The 15577-nt window shown below is 73.5% G+C and carries 11 protein-coding genes and 1 pseudogene; 3 read left to right on the plus strand and 9 right to left on the minus strand.

Annotated features, from left to right (window positions below; translation table 11 throughout):
- Positions 1-329: 329 nt before the first annotated feature.
- Positions 330-1793 carry an SDR family NAD(P)-dependent oxidoreductase gene (locus ACIQWR_RS12435; protein ID WP_404007369.1) on the minus strand — a complete coding sequence of 488 codons (1464 nt, stop codon included), beginning with the start codon at positions 1791-1793 and terminating at the stop codon, positions 330-332.
- 313 nt (positions 1794-2106) lie between these two features.
- Between ACIQWR_RS12435 and ACIQWR_RS12440 the strand changes: the two are divergent.
- Positions 2107-2850 (plus strand): annotated as a pseudogene (locus tag ACIQWR_RS12440) (DMT family transporter); the annotation flags it as partial.
- Positions 2851-2976: 126 nt separating this feature from the next.
- On the opposite strand, the gene ACIQWR_RS12445 reads toward ACIQWR_RS12440, so the two are convergent.
- Positions 2977-4284 (minus strand): transglycosylase family protein, encoded by a 1308-nt coding sequence (locus ACIQWR_RS12445; protein ID WP_404007371.1) that lies wholly within the window; start codon positions 4282-4284, stop codon positions 2977-2979.
- A gap of 215 nt (positions 4285-4499) precedes the next feature.
- On the opposite strand from ACIQWR_RS12445, the gene gndA reads away from it, so the two are divergent.
- Positions 4500-5942, plus strand: coding sequence for an NADP-dependent phosphogluconate dehydrogenase (gene gndA, locus ACIQWR_RS12450; RefSeq protein ID WP_404007373.1), 1443 nt, complete (start codon positions 4500-4502; stop codon positions 5940-5942).
- A 390-nt stretch (positions 5943-6332) separates the two neighbouring features.
- Here the strand turns inward: gndA and ACIQWR_RS12455 are convergent, their stop codons facing one another.
- From ACIQWR_RS12455 to panD, 3 genes are all read right to left on the minus strand, one after another.
- On the minus strand, positions 6333-7019 hold the full coding sequence (locus ACIQWR_RS12455; protein ID WP_404007376.1) for an aspartate/glutamate racemase family protein: 687 nt from the start codon (positions 7017-7019) through the stop codon (positions 6333-6335).
- Positions 7016-7363: a GNAT family N-acetyltransferase gene (locus ACIQWR_RS12460; protein ID WP_404007379.1), complete on the minus strand. Its 348-nt coding sequence runs from the start codon at positions 7361-7363 to the stop codon at positions 7016-7018. The genes ACIQWR_RS12455 and ACIQWR_RS12460 overlap by 4 nt, the downstream gene beginning before the upstream one ends.
- 77 nt (positions 7364-7440) lie before the next feature.
- Positions 7441-7860 (minus strand): aspartate 1-decarboxylase, encoded by a 420-nt coding sequence (gene panD / locus ACIQWR_RS12465; protein ID WP_404007381.1) that lies wholly within the window; start codon positions 7858-7860, stop codon positions 7441-7443.
- A gap of 302 nt (positions 7861-8162) precedes the next feature.
- Between panD and ACIQWR_RS12470 the strand changes: the two genes are divergently transcribed.
- On the plus strand, positions 8163-8918 hold the full coding sequence (locus ACIQWR_RS12470) for a class I SAM-dependent methyltransferase (RefSeq protein ID WP_404007384.1): 756 nt from the start codon (positions 8163-8165) through the stop codon (positions 8916-8918).
- Positions 8919-8962: 44 nt separating this feature from the next.
- Here the strand turns inward: ACIQWR_RS12470 and ACIQWR_RS12475 are convergent, their stop codons facing one another.
- From ACIQWR_RS12475 to ACIQWR_RS12490, 4 genes are all read right to left on the minus strand, one after another.
- Complete coding sequence (locus tag ACIQWR_RS12475) at positions 8963-9682, minus strand: hypothetical protein (protein WP_404007387.1); 720 nt, start codon at positions 9680-9682, stop codon at positions 8963-8965.
- 175 nt (positions 9683-9857) lie between these two features.
- Positions 9858-10799 carry an SDR family oxidoreductase gene (locus ACIQWR_RS12480; protein WP_404007390.1) on the minus strand — a complete coding sequence of 314 codons (942 nt, stop codon included), beginning with the start codon at positions 10797-10799 and terminating at the stop codon, positions 9858-9860.
- 61 nt (positions 10800-10860) lie between these two features.
- Positions 10861-11448, minus strand: a complete 588-nt coding sequence (locus ACIQWR_RS12485) for a TetR/AcrR family transcriptional regulator (protein WP_404007393.1) — start codon at positions 11446-11448, stop codon at positions 10861-10863.
- Positions 11449-11528: 80 nt separating this feature from the next.
- The gene (locus tag ACIQWR_RS12490) at positions 11529-15503 is read right to left on the minus strand and encodes a hypothetical protein (RefSeq protein ID WP_404007396.1); all 3975 of its coding nucleotides are present in this window, start codon (positions 15501-15503) and stop codon (positions 11529-11531) included.
- Between the last annotated feature and the right edge of the window lie 74 nt (positions 15504-15577).

Genomic DNA, 15577 nt, shown 5'->3' on the forward strand with positions numbered 1-15577 from the left:
GTGTCGCGTAACCCGGCGGGCGTACCGCTGCCGGGCAGGGAAAGGACATCCGGACGCGGTGGCGCCATGGTTCTCGATACGGAGCGTGGCCCTGGTGGGGCCGTCCGTGTGCCTCAGGGTACACATATGAGCGGGGCCCCGCTCGATGGAAAGGTAAAATCCACTTTCGACCTCTTGATTTCGGCCGATGTTCAGGATTTCGTCCCCGGTGCGCCCACGGCTCGGGTAATGCCCCCCGGCGGGGAACGGCGGGCCGGAACGACGGACGGCCCCGTACGACCGGGAGCGGTCGTACGGGGCCGTCGGGGCGGGGCAGCCGGGGCGGGCGGCTACCAGTTGCCGGGCGCGTAGTCCTTGAGGAAGACGCCGAAGAGGTCCTCGCCGGCCTCGCCGCGGATGATCGGGTCGTAGACCCGGGCCGCGCCGTCGACCAGGTCGAGCGGGGCGTGGAAGCCCTCCTCCGCGAGTCGGACCTTGTCCGGATGCGGGCGCTCGTCCGTGATCCAGCCGGTGTCGACCGCGGTCATCAGGATCTGGTCGCTCTGGAACATCTCCTGGGCGCTGGTGCGCGTCAGCATGTTCAGCGCGGCCTTCGCCATGTTGGTGTGCGGGTGGCCGGCGCCCTTGTAACCGCGCCCGAAGACGCCTTCCATCGCGGAGACGTTGACCACGTAGCGGCGCTCGGCGGCGGCCGCGGCCATCGCCGGGCGCAGCTTGCTGATCAGGATGAACGGCGCGGTGGAGTTGCACAGCTGGACTTCGAGCAGCTCGATCGGGTCCACCTCGGACACCGTCTGGATCCAGCTGTTCGTGTGGTGCAGGTCCGGGACCAGGCCGCCCGCGTCGATCGCGGTACCGGCGGCGATCCGCTCCAGCGAGGCCGAGCCGGAGACCAGGGCCAGCTCGGTGACGTCCTGGGCGGTGAGCTTCTCGCCGTGGCCGCTGGGCAGGGCCGCGACCCGGTCGACGGTGCCGCTGCCGAAGGTGCCGATGATCTCGGAGGCGGGCAGTTCGCCGGCGGGCAGCGGGGCGTTCTCGGCGGCGACCAGCTCGCTGTACGCGCCCGGGGAACGGCGCACCGTCTGCGCGGCGTTGTTGATCAGGATGTCGAGGGGGCCCTCGGCGGCGACCGAGTCGGCGAGCGCGACGACCTGCGCCGGGTCGCGCAGGTCGATGCCGACGATCTTCAGGCGGTGCAGCCACTCGTGGCTGTCGGGCATCGCCTTGAAGCGGCGGACCGCGTCGTTGGGGAAGCGGGTGGTGATGGTGGTGTGCGCGCCGTCGCGCAGCAGCCGCAGCGCGATGTACATGCCGATCTTGGCGCGGCCGCCGGTGAGCAGGGCGCGGCGGCCGGTGAGGTCGGTCCGGGCCTCGCGGCGCTCGCGGTTGAAGGCGGCGCAATCCTGGCAGAGCTGGTGGTAGAAGGCGTCGACCTCGACGTAGCGCGTCTTGCAGACGTAGCAGGAGCGCGGGCGCTGGAGTATGCCGGCGACCGGGCCCCTGGTGGCGGTGGTCAGGGCGTTGCCCTGGGTCTCGTCGTCGATGCGCTCGGCCGAGCCGGTCGCGGTGGCCTCGGTGACGGCCTTGTCGTTGGCGGTCTTGGAGGCGCGGCGGTCCTGGCGGCGGCGCTGCTTGACCGTGCGGTAGATACCGGCGGTCGCGCGACGTACCGTGACGGCGTCGGGGTGGTCGACGTCGAGCTCGTCCAGCTCGTCGAGCACGGCGAGGCAGACGGCCAGGCGCTCGGGGTCGATGCCCGGGCCGTACGTCTGGATGTCTTCGGTCACCGTCATGGCCGTTGCCGTTCCTCGATCAAATCGTCCGCGTCCGCGTTTCGCGAACTCCCCAAAAGCAGAACTGTACGGATCCGACGCGCCCGGGACCAAACCGCTCCCGCCCGCCTCACGCGCAGCGGCCGGATCATCACGTTATGTACGGAAGGGCCGCGTTCCGCGGCGGCAAGAGCGGTCATCCCGCTGGATGACGAACGGCTCCCACACGACCAGCGGACTACAGATTTGCTAGGCGTGTACTACTCCCGGAGTACAGGTGATCACCACCTGTGGGACGAGGAATACTCGAGCGGGACCAGGCATTGTGGCCACCATGAGTGCCCTAGCCCTGTCAGTCCTCCTCTGCTTGATCTCCGCGCTCGCCTACGCGGCCGGCGCGATCGTGCAGGAGCGGGTGGCGGAAAGCAGCCCCGGGCGGCCGTACGCGCCGCTCGCCCGGGGCGGCTGGTGGCTGGCCGTGGGGCTCAACGGGCTCGGCGCGCTGCTGCACGTGGTCGCGCTGGCCTACGGTCCGCTCAGCCTGGTCCAGCCGCTGGGCGCGCTCACCATCGTCTTCGCCCTGCCGATGGCCGCCGTCCTCGTCGGCCGCCGGGCGGGTGCGGCGGCCTGGCGCGGCGCGGTGCTGGCCACGGTGGGCCTGGCCGGGCTGCTGGCCCTCACCGGGGGCGACGGACGGGACGGGCAGACCCTGTCGGGCGGTGAGCGCACCCTGCTGCTCCTGCTGACGGCCGGTGTGTCGGCGGCGCTGTTCCTGGCCGCCCGCCGGGTCCGGCGGGCGGTGCTGCGCAGCGTGCTGCTGGCGAGCGCGGCCGGTACCGCCTTCGGCATGGGCTCGGTCTTCACGAAGTCGGTGGCGGAAGGCTTCGAACAGGGCGCCGTGTTCGGCCAGGCCCCGCAGTTGGCCTCGATCGCCGCGCTCGCGGCGGCCGGACTGGTGCTGTCCCAAGCGGCCTACCGGGGCGCCGGTCTGACCGCGCCGCTGGCCACGGTGACCGTGGTCAACCCGGTGGTCGCGGCCAGCGTCGGCATCTCGCTGTTCGGCGAGGGCTTCCGCTTCGGCGCCCTCGGCACGCTCGGCGCGCTGGTGAGCGCCGCGGTCGCGGCGGTCGGCCTGGTGCTGCTCACGGCCGTACCGCCGCGCGTGCGGGTGTCGTCCGACGCCGGTGCCGCTTCCGCGGCGCCCTCAGATGTCGACTCCGTGCCCGCGCAGGTAGGCGAGCGGGTCGACGTCGGTGCCGTAGCCCGGCCCCGTCCGGATCTCGAAGTGCAGGTGTGGTCCGGTCGTGTTGCCGGTCGAGCCGGAGCGGCCGATCCTCGCTCCCCCGCTCACCTGCTGACCGGCCTTGACCCCGAGGGCCGACAGGTGCGCGTACTGCGAGTACCGGCCGTCGGTGTGCCGGATCACGACCTGGTAGCCGTAGGCGCCGGCCCAACCCGCCGAAACGACCTCGCCGGGGGCGACGGCCTTGACGGACGTGCCGGTCGCCACCGGGAAGTCGACGCCCGTGTGGTAGCCGCTGGACCATGAGGAACCCGCGACGCGGTACGCCGTGCCCAGGCCGGCGTCCACGGGTGCGGTGAAACCGCCCGAAGCGGTGGCGGGCTTCGGCTTGGCCGCCGCCGGTTCGACGGGCTTGACCGGGTCGGCGGTGCGCGGCGGCTTCTCGGGCGAGGGCGTGGTCTTGGGCGTGGGTTCGGGAGTCGGCTTGGGAGTGGGCGCCGGGGTGGCCGCGGGCGGTGGGACCGGGGGCTTGGGCGTGACCGGTGCGGCCGTGATCCGCAGGGTGAGCCGCTGGCCCGGGAAGATCAGGTCGGGGTCGCTCCCGACGGTGGCCCGGTTGGTCTCGTAGAGCGCCTGCCAGCCGCCCTCGACGTGCTGGCCCCGCGCGATCGCCGAGAGCGAGTCGCCCGGCGCGACGACGTACGGGTTGGGCAGGACGGACGTGCCCGTCGGGGTGGGGCCGGCGCCGCTCTTGGCGGCGACCTGGGGCGCGGCGGCCTGCGCCGTGCCGGTCTGCGCCTTGCTGCCGGTCTGTGCCTTGCTGCCGGTCTGTGCCTTGTCCGTCGACGCCTTGCCGGCCGGCGCCTTCGGGGTCACCGCGGGTGCGGCGCCGCCCCGGCTGAGGCCCGCCTCCTTGGAACAGACCGGCCAGGCCTGCGGTCCCTGGGAGCCCAGCACCTTCTCGGCGACCGCTATCTGCTGGTCCTTGGTGGCGAGGTCGGCGCGGGCGGCGTACGCCGTGCCGCCGAAGGCCCGCCAGGTGCTCTGGCTGAACTGGAGTCCGCCGTAGTAGCCGTTGCCGGTGTTGATGTGCCAGTTGTTCGTGGACTCGCAGGCGGCGACCTTGTTCCACGTGTCGACGGTGGCGGCGTGGGCGGCGCCGGCACCGATGAAGGGCAGCGCGATCCCGGCGCCGCCCGCGGTCACCACCAACGAGGCCCGGTTGATGGTGCTTGGTTGGTACCGGCGGTGCCGGCCCCGTACGCCCATGGGAGCCCCCTTGAAGACATCAGGAACCGCACAACCTAACGCTGCCACCACGCCGTGACAAGGGGCGCAACAGGGCGCGTCACAAGGGGGGTTGAGTGGACCTCAGCGTGTGGGAGATCCATTGGCGGGCCCCGCGATGTAGCGTCGGCATCCTCCGTACCCGACGGGGCACCGGAGAACACCCCGGCACACCGAGGCACACCAGGAGCGCGACGATGAGCAGCACGGCCCAGATCGGCGTCACCGGGCTCGCGGTGATGGGCAGCAACCTCGCCCGGAACTTCGCCCGCAACGGCTACACCACCGCCGTCCACAACCGCACGGCCGCGAAGACCCGCGCCCTGGTCGAGGAGTTCGGCCACGAGGGCACCTTCATCGCCACGGAGTCGGCGAAGGAGTTCGTCGACGCGCTGGAGCGCCCCCGGCGCCTCATCATCATGGTGAAGGCCGGCGATCCCACCGACGCCGTGATCCGCGAGTTCGCGCCGCTGCTGGAGGAGGGCGACGTCATCATCGACGGCGGCAACGCGCACTTCGAGGACACCCGGCGCCGCGAGCGCGAGCTGCGCGAGCAGGGCATCCACTTCGTCGGCGTGGGCATCTCCGGCGGCGAGGAGGGCGCGCTGCTCGGCCCGAGCATCATGCCCGGCGGCTCGCCGGAGTCGTGGGCGTCCCTCGGCCCGATGCTGGAGAAGATCTCCGCCAAGGCCGCGGACGGTACGCCGTGCACCTCGCACGTGGGTCCGGACGGCGCGGGCCACTTCGTGAAGATGGTCCACAACGGCATCGAGTACGCCGACATGCAGCTGATCGCGGAGGCGTACCACCTGCTGCGCGAGGTGGCCGGGTACTCCCCGGCCAGGATCGCGGAGACCTTCCGCGCGTGGAACCGGGGCCGCCTGGACTCCTACCTGATCGAGATCACGGCGGAGGTGCTGGCGCACACGGACGCGGCGACCGGTCGCCCGTACGTCGACGTCGTGGCCGACGCGGCCGAGCAGAAGGGCACCGGCCGCTGGACCGTGCAGATCGCCCTGGACCTCGGGGTCCCGGTGTCCGGGATCGCCGAGGCGGTCTTCGCGCGGGCCGTCTCGGGCCACGCGGACCTGCGCGCCGCGTCCCGCACGCTGGGCGGCCCGACGGCCTCGGCGCTGTCGGCGGACGAGGCCGACGCCTTCGCGGCCCGGGTCGAGCAGGCGCTCTACGCGTCCAAGATCGTCTCGTACACCCAGGGGTTCCACCAGATCCAGGCCGGCAGCGCGGAGTACGGCTGGGGCGTGGACCCGGGTGCGGTGGCCTCGCTGTGGCGGGGCGGCTGCATCATCCGGGCCGCGTTCCTGGACCGGATCCGGGCGGCCTACGACGCCCGGCCGGAGCTGCCGAGCCTGCTGGCCGACGACCGGTTCGCCGAGGAGATCGGCGCCGCGCAGGACGACTGGCGCGAGGTCCTGGTCACCGCCGTCCGCCAGGGCGTTCCGGTCCCGGCCTTCGCCGCCTCGCTGTCCTACTACGACGCGCTGCGCGCGGACCGGCTCCCGGCGGCCCTGACCCAGGGCCAGCGGGACTTCTTCGGTGCGCACACCTACCGGCGCACCGACCGCGAGGGCTCGTTCCACACCCTCTGGAGCGGCGACCGCTCCGAGGTCCGCACGGACTGACACCGCGGGCCGCTCCGCGCCGTGCGCGGGGCGGCCTCCGGGGGTCAGCTCAGGGGGCCGGGCTGCGGGAGCGGCGCGGGGCCCGGGGGCGGCGGGATGGGGTCGGGCTCGGGTACCGGTCCGGGCACGGGCGGCGCGGGCCGGGGCGGCGCGGGCACCGGGGCCGGCACGGGCGGAGTCGGTGCCGGCGGAGTCGGTGCCGGCGGAGTCGGCACCGGGTCGGGCACGCCCGGATCGGGAGCGCCTGGCTCGGGCACTCCCGGGTCGGGCCGGGGCGTGGGGAACGGATCCGGCAGCACCGGCTCGGGGACCGGGTCGGGCCACGCGGGGCCGGGGGGCGGGTTCGCTACGTTTCGCACCATGGGCCCCGCCTTCCCCCGATCCCGGGGGCTATGCCCGTCGGAGCGCACCCACCGCCGCCGCGAGGCCGACCGCGGGACTGGACAGCAACGGGATGCCCGTCGTGGCCAGGGCCACCGCGCCCGCCATCGACACCTGGGCCAGCACGATCACGTCCGCGTCGACCACCGCGTCCACCGCCCGGGCCACGAGCGCCAGGCACCCCGCGTCGTCACCCGCTTCGAAGCGCTCCCAGGCACCCGGCACCACCCGTGCCCGCAGGGACAGGGCCGCCGCACTCCCCGGGCGTTCCCGCTCCAGGGCATCGGCCTCCTCCCGGAGCAGGGCCAGCGTCGGGGCCAGGGTGCTCTCCACCGTGGCCAGGACCGCGACGCGGGGGCCCGTACGGACGGCGGCCGCGGCCATCGGCCGGTCGACCCGCAGCACCGGGCGCCCGAGCACCGGCCCGAGCTCCTCCGCGACCGCCCCGATCGTCGAACAGGTGCAGAGCACCGCGTCGTCCCCGCTCCCGCTCGCCGGCTCGGCCAGCAGGGCCTCGATCTCCCCGGCCACCGCCCCGGGACCCACCACGCGGGCCCTGGCCAGCAGCTCGGGCACGACGAGGTGGCGCAGCGCCGTCCCCGGGTGGTGCAGGTCCCGCAGCGCGTCGAAGACGGGCACGTGCACCGGGGAGGTGTGCAGCAGCGTCAGCCCGCCCGGGCCGCCCTGCCCGCTCACCAGAGCGCCGGATCGGTGTCCAGCTGCCGCTTCGCCGCCGCGACGACCTCGGCCGACGGCTGCGGCGCTCGGTCGGGGTGACGGGCCGCCCAGCTGGCCGCGTACGGGCAGAGCGGGACCACGGCGACGCGCTCGGCGGCCGCGATGCCGTAGAAGGTGCGGACGAGGTCCCCGGCGATCCCCTTGCCCTCGTGGCCCGGTTCGACCACGGTGTGCACGGCGACGAGGGCGCCCGCGCCCGGCTCCGAGGCGAGCACGAAGTAGGCGATCACCCCGACCCGCTCCGTCCCCTCATAGGCCCGCAGCCGCCCGGCGGCCCGGTCGTCCCTGATCTCGATCGCCATGCCCATCGCCTCTCGCCTCTCGCCTCTTGTCCCGCGTCCCGCGTACCCGGCGTCTCGTCCCGGTCCTGCCACCGTCGTCAGACCGCGACCGCGTGCGGGCTGCGCCGCTGGTCCGTTCCCGGGACGGGGGCGGAGGGGTCCGCGCCCAGTTCGACGATCCGGTTGTCCGCGTCGACGTGCACCACGCGCGGCGCGAAGGCCCGCGCCTCGGCGTCCTCGAACTGCCCGTAGCTGATGAGGATCACCAGGTCACCGGGGTGCACCAGATGGGCGGCGGCCCCGTTGATCCCGATCACCCCGGAACCGCGCTCGCCCTCGATGACGTACGTCTCCAGCCGGGCACCGTTGTCGATGTCGACGATGTGCACCAGCTCCCCGGGCAGCAGATCGGCCGCCTCCATGAGATCGCCGTCGATGGTCACGGACCCGACGTAGTGCAGGTCGGCCTGGGTGACGGTGGCCCGGTGGATCTTGGACTTGAACATGGTGCGCATCATCGAGGTACTCCTGGATCTAGGCTCCCTGCCTGCGTTTGTGCAGGTCAAGTGCTGTTTCCCTACCCTACAACCCGTCGCGATTCCGGGCAGCTCCGCCCCGGTTGACGACGTCAGCGTACGCAACGACGACCGGAGGGCGGCCAGGGCCGTCGGCGCTGTGGCCGGGGCCACGGCGCGGGGCCCCCATCTTTCTCCGGAATGCCGTATTCACCCCCCTTGGCGGAAAGCGTCGGTGATGATGGTCGAGCAATGCTCGGATCCGGGGGCGACCCGGGACGTCATGCCGAATGAGGGCAGCGGAAATGGCAACGGCAGCACTGAAGTCGGGCCTCAAACGGCTCCTGGGGCGCACCGGTTTCGACATCGTGCGCAGCACCAACAGCCGGGGCGGGGTCGATGACTTCCTGCCGTTCGAGGCGACCGTGCGGGCCGCGCGGTCGGCCGGTCTGTCGGTCGGTGACTACATCGACGAGGTCATGAACGGCACTCCCGGCGCCACCCAGGCCACCATCGACGAGCTGCGCGCGCTCGGCGTCTTCGCGGCCGACCCCAGGACGGTGCTGGAGATCGGCCCCGGGTCCGGCCGGTACCTGGAGAAGACGCTCCTGGAGTGCTCTCCGGACCGGTACGAGATCTACGAGACGGCGGCGCCCTGGGCCGGTTACCTCGTGGACAGGTTCGAGGTGGTCGCCCGGCCGACGGCGGAGTGCAGCCTCGCCCCGACGCCCGACGCGAGCGTCGACCTCGTCCAGGCCCACAAAGTCTTCAACACCGTGACCTTCCTCAGCGCCTCGCGCTACTTCCTCGAAATGGCGCGCGTCACGCGGCCCGGCGGACGGATCGTCTTCGACGTCATGACGGAGACCTGTCTGGACCCGGTCACGATGCGCGCCTGGGCGGCGCAGGGCGGTGCGGGACACGACTCCTACCCGGCCGCGATGCCCCGCCGGGCGTGCGTGGACCTCTTCGCGACCCTCGACTGCACCTTGGAGGCCAGCTTCCCGGCCCGCATGGGCTTCGCCTCCACCGAGGTCCTCGTGTTCGGCAAGGGGGCCTGACCCCGGACCGCGCAACGGTCCGGGGTCGGGCCGACGGCGTCCGGTCAGACCTTGCGGATGTTGTACGACATGCCGCTGCCGACACAACCGGAGTTCTGGTACGAGCCGGTGACGACCCACCCTGCCGGGATCGGGGAGAAGGAGCACACGGAGGCGTAGCTCGCGGCGGACACGTTGCTGATGCTGTACGCGACGCCCGAACCGGCACAACCAGCACTCGAATACGAGCTGGTGACCACCCAACCCGACGGAATCGGCGAGAACGAACACACCGTCGCGTAGTTCACCGCCGACACGTTGCTGATGCTGTACGCGACACCCGAACCGGCACAACCAGCACTCGAATACGAGCTGGTGACCACCCAACCCGACGGAATCGGCGAGAACGAACACACCGTCGCGTACTTGGCCGCGGCCATGTTGCCGATGCTGTAGGCGACGCCCGAACCGGCGCAGCCCGCGCTCGAATAGGAGCTGGTGACGACCCAGCCCGACGGGATCGGGGAGAAGGAGCAGACGGTGATGCCGTTCTGCCCGGCCGAATCGGCGATGGTGTAGGCGACGCCGGTGCCGGGACAGCCGGCGGATCTGTACGAGCTGGTGATGACCCACCCTGCCGGTATGGGCGAGTTGGAGCAGACGGTCGCGCTGGCGGCGACCTTCTGCGCCGCCGCTTGCGACGGTGCGGTCATGGCCGTCATCACGCCCAGCATCAACAACACGACCGTCACCAGGTGCGGGACGCGGTTCCGTAAGGTCTTCAAGGCCAGCCTCATGTCTTCTCTACGTTCTACGAACGCGTGGATGCGTGGATGCGTGGATGCGCGCGAGATGAAGCGGTGGCTCGATGAGGACTCGGCCCAACAGCGGTCCATCTCGGGTGAGATGGTGTCAGAGTCACCCGAGGGGCACCAGTGGTGCCATGGGTACCAGAACCGGTCAGAGTGCCTCGCCCAAGGGCCCGAATTCGTCCTCCAGGTTCGCGGCCCAGTGCGCGGCGAAGTCGGGCTGCGTCCCGTCGGTGTCGGTGAACCCGTACTCCTGGTACAGACCCCATGTCGCCAGTGCACGACCGGACTTGGCTATCACGTCGGGGTCGGCGGCGAGTGCGGCGACCGCGCGGCCGAGGTAGGCGGGGCTTTCGGAGTGCGCGAAGTTCGGGTCCTGCGCGGCTCCCTCGCGCCAGGTGTCCTCGGTGACGCCCAGGTGTTCGAGCATGGCCTCGGAGCGCAGGAAGCCGGGGGTGAGGGCGACGGCCGCCACGTCGTACGGCCTCAGCTCGGCGGCTTGGGCGACGGCCAGGCGGATCACGCTCGACTTGGCCAGGTCGTAGAAGAAGGAGCCGCGGTAGCGGGCGGTGTTGCCGTCGGTGACCTCGACGACCAGCCCGCTCCTGCGGGCGGTCATCAGGGGCAGGGCGAAGCGGCTGGTGATCACGTGCGTGTCGACGGCCTGCCGCAGGAGCCGGAAGCCGGTGTCGAGGTCCTGCTCCCACAAGGGGTGTTGCCAGTCGGTCAGCGGGTCACCGCCCCAGACGCAGTTGACCAGCACGTCGAGCCGCCCGTCCTGCTCGGCCGAGATGCGCGCCACGAGGGCCTCGACCTCGTCGGCCCGGCTGTGGTCCACCCGGGCCGCGATGCCCCTGCCGCCGGCGGCGGTGACCCGGGCGGCGGTCTCCTCGATGGTCTCCGGACGGTCCAGCTCGGAGCGTCCGGCGGCGCTGCTGCGACCGGTCACGTAGACGGTCGCGCCGGCGGCGCCGAGCGCGAGGGCGATGCCCCGGCCCCCGCCCCGGGTTCCACCGGCGACCAGGGCCACCCGACCCGTGAGCGGCTGCGTGCGCGTGTCCGTGTGCGTGTGCGTGTGCGTGTCCGTCGTCATGATTCCTCCAGGTCTGACGTCGTGCGGTCGAACGTGATGCGGTCGAACGTGAGGGGTCTCATCACGTCGGTACGTGCGGGGACAGCGCGGTGTCCAGCTCCTGCCGCAGGCGCTGTGCGAGGCCGCCCTCGCGCGCGACCGCCCAGGTCACGCCGGTACCCGCGATGACGACCTGGACCGTGCGGGCCAGGGCCGCCGCGTCCGTGCCGGAGCGCAGCTCGCCCGCGGCGACCGCCTCCGTCAGCAGGCCGAGGATCGCCTCCGTCTGGGCGCGGTGGACCGTGAGCGCGCGCTCGTACAGCTCGGGGTCCCCGAGGTCGGCGCACCAGAACGCGAGGTGGTTGGCGAAGGTCTCGGGGGTGTCCATGGCCGCGGTCCACTCCGCGATCAGGGCCGCCAACGCGTCGAGCGCACCCTCGTGCACCGCACGGACCCGGGCGATCAGCTCACCGATGTCCTCGACCGTCCGGTCGGCCAGGGCCAGCAGCAGACCGCGCTTGGAGCCGAAGCGTTGGGTCAGTGTCGCCGGCACCAGGGCCACCTCGCGCGCCACGGCGGCCAGCGTGAAGCCGGCCGGACCCACCCGACCCATGACCTCGGTCGCCGCGCGCAGGATCGCCAGGTCGTCCACCCCGCGGGGTCGCGCCATCGCCCGTCACCTCCTATTAATAAATGGCTGTTCATTTATTAAAACACCCAGATCCCGCACACCGCGAGCGGCGCGGCGCATCAGGCGTCCAGGACGTCCAGCACCAAGGTGTGCAGGGCGTGGGCGTCCATGGCGGCGAGGTGGGCGACGAGCGCCGGGTCGAACGAGAGGGCCAGGGCCTCCGCCAGCAACCGGGGCGCGCCCGTGGCGCGGGAGATCCCGCCGAGGGCGCGCGCCCGGTGCCCGGGGTGGGGCAGCGCACGGGCGAGGGCGAGTGCCTCGGACGTCAGGCCCGCTCCGGCGAGCGCCACGGCGATGTCCGTCCGCGTGGCCTCCCGCAGCTTCGGGGGGAGGTCGAGGACGGTGTCGAGCGCCGCGCTCGACTCCCCCGCCGTCGCCGCGGCGACGGCGATGCCGGCGAACGCCTCGGCCCGGTCGTCCTCGTCGGTGATGGTGCGGGCGACTTCGGCCGCCGCTGCGCGGTCCCCGGACTCCGCCGTGGCCACGGCGACGGCCGCGAGCGCCTCGGCCCGCAGTTCGGCGTGGGGGATGGTGTCGACCAGCGCGAACGCCTCCTCCCGCTCCCGCGCCGCCGCCACGCACCGCGCGACGGACGCCAGGGTCCGGGCCTGGAGGACCGGAAGGGAGAGGGTGGCGACGCACGCGACGGCCGCGTCCCGATCCCCGGACTCCGCCAGCGCCACGGCGATGAGGGCGCGCGCCTCCTGCCGCCGGGTCGGGTGGGTGAGCGCACCGGCGAGCGCGAGGGCCTCGTCCACCTTCCCCGATCCGGCCATCGCCGCCGCGATGCGTCCGGTCGCGCGTGCCCGCCAGGAGGGGACGGAGATCGAGCCGGTGAGGTCCACCGCCACCTCGTGCCGTCCCTTCGCGGCCAGGGCCACGGCCACGTCCTCGAACGCCCGGTCCCGGGCATCGGCATGGGTGATCGCGCCGGCGAGTTCGATCGCGGCGTCCACCGCGTCGGCCGCGGCCAGTGCCCCGGCGACGTCCGTCAGCGCCCAGGCCGCCTGCTCGTGGTCGGCGGCGGCAGCGGCCGAACCGAGGACGGACGCGACGAGACCCGTGGTGTCGAGTACGACGGGGGGCTCGGCCGCGGCCGATGCGGCCACGGCGACGGCCAGGAGGCGCAGTTGGTGCGTGGCGGCGCTGCTGTGGGCCAGCCGCGCCGTCGTCTCGGCCAGCCGTTCGGCGGCCGCCGCGTTGCCCTCCTCGGCCATCGTCTCCGCCGTGCGCCCGAGCACGTTGAGGTCGGTGACCAGATCGGTGACGAGGTCGGTCACGAGATCGGTCGCCTCCTGACCCGCGCCGACCTGCCGGCCCGCGTCCACCTGCCGGCCCGCGTCCACCTGCCGGCCCGCGTCCACCTGCCGGCCCGCGTCCACCTGCCGGCCCGCGTCCACCTGCCGGCCCGCGTCCACCTGCCGGCCCGCGTCGTACGCCGCGACCTCCGCCCCGTCGGGCCCGGTCCTCGCCGCGGCCGTGACGATGCCCTCGTACGCGCTGGCCCGGGCATCGGCGTCGGCGACCGTGCGGGCGAGCGCGACCGCCGCACGGCGGTCCCCGTTCTCGGCGAGCGCCCGGGCGATTCCCGCCAGCGCCCACGCCTGTTGTTCGGGGTCGACGATGGACCGGGCCAACTCGATTCCCCCGTCCGGTTCCCGGGCCGCCGCCATCGCCCTGGCGATCTCGGCGAGCGCCCACACCCGCTGCTCGGGGACCGCGACGGTACGGGCCAACTCGACGCCCCCCTCGTGGTTCCCCGCCGCCGCCATCGCCCTGGCGATCTCGGCGAGCGCCCACGCCCGCTGTTCCGCGTCGTTGATTCCACGGGCCAACTCGGCAGCCTCGGGGTCGTGTTCGCCGGACACCGCCATGGCCACGGCGATGCCCCTGATCGTCTGGGCCCGTTGTTCGGGATGGCCCAGGGTGGCGGCGAGCTCGACCGCGGGACCGTACGCCCCGCCGTCCGCCATGATCACCGCGATGCCGGAGAGCGCCCGGCCCCGCTGTCCGGGATCGGTGATGGCTCCGGCGAGTTCGACGGCGCCGCCGTGGTCGCCCCCTTCCACCACGATCCACGCCACGACCATGAGCGCCGTCGCGCGGTGCTCGGAGTCCGTGATCGTGCGGGCCAGCTCCGCCGCGCCGCCGTGGTCGCCCGATTCCGCCATCGCCCCGGCCACGCTGGTGAGGGCCTGGGCCCGGAGCGCGGGGTGGACGACGCCGCGGGCGAGCCCGGTCGCGGGCCCGAACTCGCCGGCCGCGCACATGGCCACGACGATGCTCGTCACGGCTTGGGCCGACTGGTCGGGATCGGTGACGGACGAGGCCAGCCCGATCGCCTCGTCCCACCGGGAGCCGGCCGCCAGGGCCTGGGCGATCTCCGTCAGCGCCCGTTCCCGCACCTGCGGGGTGGTGAGGGCCCTGGCCGCCTCGATGACCTGCTCCGTCGCCTCCGCGGTGGTGCCGGCCGCGGTCAGGATGCTGCCCAGCAGGGTCTGTCCCGGCGCCAGGGGCGGGTGGCTCCGGTGCGTGGCGGCGGTGATCGCCCGGCGCAGGTGCCCCAGCCGGGCCCAGGTGGTGATGACGGTCGCGGGCAGCACGTCGGCCGTGTGCTGGAGGCTCTCGCGGCGGTGGGCGAGTCGGACGCAAGGAACGAGGTCGAGGTCGTCCGGGGCGGCCAGGTGGAGCTGGAACGCGGCGGCGATCTCGCTGAACGCCTGGCTGTCGGTACCGGTCGTCTGCCACAGGCGTTCGTGTCGGGCCCGGTCGGTGGCCAACGCGGTCAGGCGTGCGGTGTCCGCACGTTCGTGGAGGAGTCGGGGATACCCGCTCAGCAGGTAGTCGGCGCAGGCGGCGGGCCACGCGCCGGATCGGGCGCGCTCGGCCCAGGCGTGGATGCGGGCCCGGTGGGCGTCCAGCTCCGCGGGGTCGAGGAGGCCGCGGGCGCCGGTGAGGAGGTCCTGGTGGGCGAAGGAGTAGAGGGGTCGAGCCCGGCCTTCGGCGTCGGTGGCCCATTGGGCGGGGCGGTGCTGGAACGCCCGTCCGGTGCTGCCGCCGAGCACCAGCTCGACGCGGCGCCGCGAGGCGGTGGTCAGGTCGGCGAAGTCGGTGGGGCTCAGGCCGCCGCCGGCGGCCGCGGTGAGGCCGACGAGTTCCAGGCCGAGGCCACCGGAGGCGATGAGGGCCTCCAGGTTCCGTTCGGCATCGGCGCGCACCGCCTGCGCGGCGGGTGACACGGCGAGGGGGTGGTCGATGACGGTCGTCAGGAGCGGGCCGGTCCGGACGTCGGCGGGGACCGGCGGGTGGGGGCGGCCGGCGAGGACGACCCGCATGCCGGGCGGCGGCACCTGCGGCAGGCATGCCGCGATGCTCTGGCCGCCCACCGCGCTGGGGACGCCCATGTCCTCGTCCATGCCGTCCACGACCAGTACGAGCCGGCGCCCCGCGCCGCGGGCCCGGGCCGCCGCCCGGTCGAGGCCGTCGAGGAAGCCGCCGGGGGCGGTGCAGTCGACGTCGCCGTCCTGGAGGTAGGTGCGCAACTGCCCCTGGAGGGTGGTGAGGAAGGCGGTGCGGTCCGCCCGGCCGGTCATCCGCGCGGTGATGAAGAAGGCGAGCACGTCGACGCCCTCGGGCGGGTGGAGGGCGAACTGGGCCATGAGCGCGGTCTTCCCGGCCCAGGCGGGCCCCAGCCACCGCCAGTACCCGCGGCGCCCCGCCGCGCCGTCGCCTGTGTCGCCGTCCCTGCCGTCACTGTCACTGTCACTGTCACCGTCCGGCGCGCTGGCGAAGGCGGCCATGGCCGCGAGTTCCTCGGCCCGGCCCTCGAAGCGGGTGACGGCCGCGAGGTGGCGGATCTCCCGCCAGTACGCCGACCTCGGCTGCGCGGGCTGCCGGCCGAGGACCACGTCGCCGTCGATGCGGATGCGGTTGCCGTCACCGCTGACCCCCAGCCCGATCGCACCGCCGGCTGCGATCGAATGCTCGCCGCCCACCACCGGTGCGGACGCCGGCGCCCCCTGCACCCCCTGCACCCCTTGCGTTTCCTTCGGCGGGGTTGCCGCACCGGCGGGGGAAGGACCGCGCGGCCACCACCCCCGGGGTAACC

It is taken from the genome of Streptomyces sp. NPDC098789, assembly GCF_044759975.1.
GTDB lineage: Bacteria > Actinomycetota > Actinomycetes > Streptomycetales > Streptomycetaceae > Streptomyces.

Bases quoted from the DNA above. Each gene is read 5' to 3' on its own strand.
- ACIQWR_RS12435 (WP_404007369.1), bottom strand. From the start codon at position 1,793: ATGACGGTGACCGAAGACATCCAGACGTACGGCCCGGGCATCGACCCC.
- ACIQWR_RS12445 (WP_404007371.1), bottom strand. From the start codon at position 4,284: ATGGGCGTACGGGGCCGGCACCGCCGGTACCAACCAAGCACCATCAAC.
- gndA (WP_404007373.1), top strand. From the start codon at position 4,500: ATGAGCAGCACGGCCCAGATCGGCGTCACCGGGCTCGCGGTGATGGGC.
- ACIQWR_RS12460 (WP_404007379.1), bottom strand. From the start codon at position 7,363: ATGGCGATCGAGATCAGGGACGACCGGGCCGCCGGGCGGCTGCGGGCC.
- panD (WP_404007381.1), bottom strand. From the start codon at position 7,860: ATGATGCGCACCATGTTCAAGTCCAAGATCCACCGGGCCACCGTCACC.
- ACIQWR_RS12470 (WP_404007384.1), top strand. From the start codon at position 8,163: ATGGCAACGGCAGCACTGAAGTCGGGCCTCAAACGGCTCCTGGGGCGC.
- ACIQWR_RS12480 (WP_404007390.1), bottom strand. From the start codon at position 10,799: ATGACGACGGACACGCACACGCACACGCACACGGACACGCGCACGCAG.
- ACIQWR_RS12485 (WP_404007393.1), bottom strand. From the start codon at position 11,448: ATGGCGCGACCCCGCGGGGTGGACGACCTGGCGATCCTGCGCGCGGCG.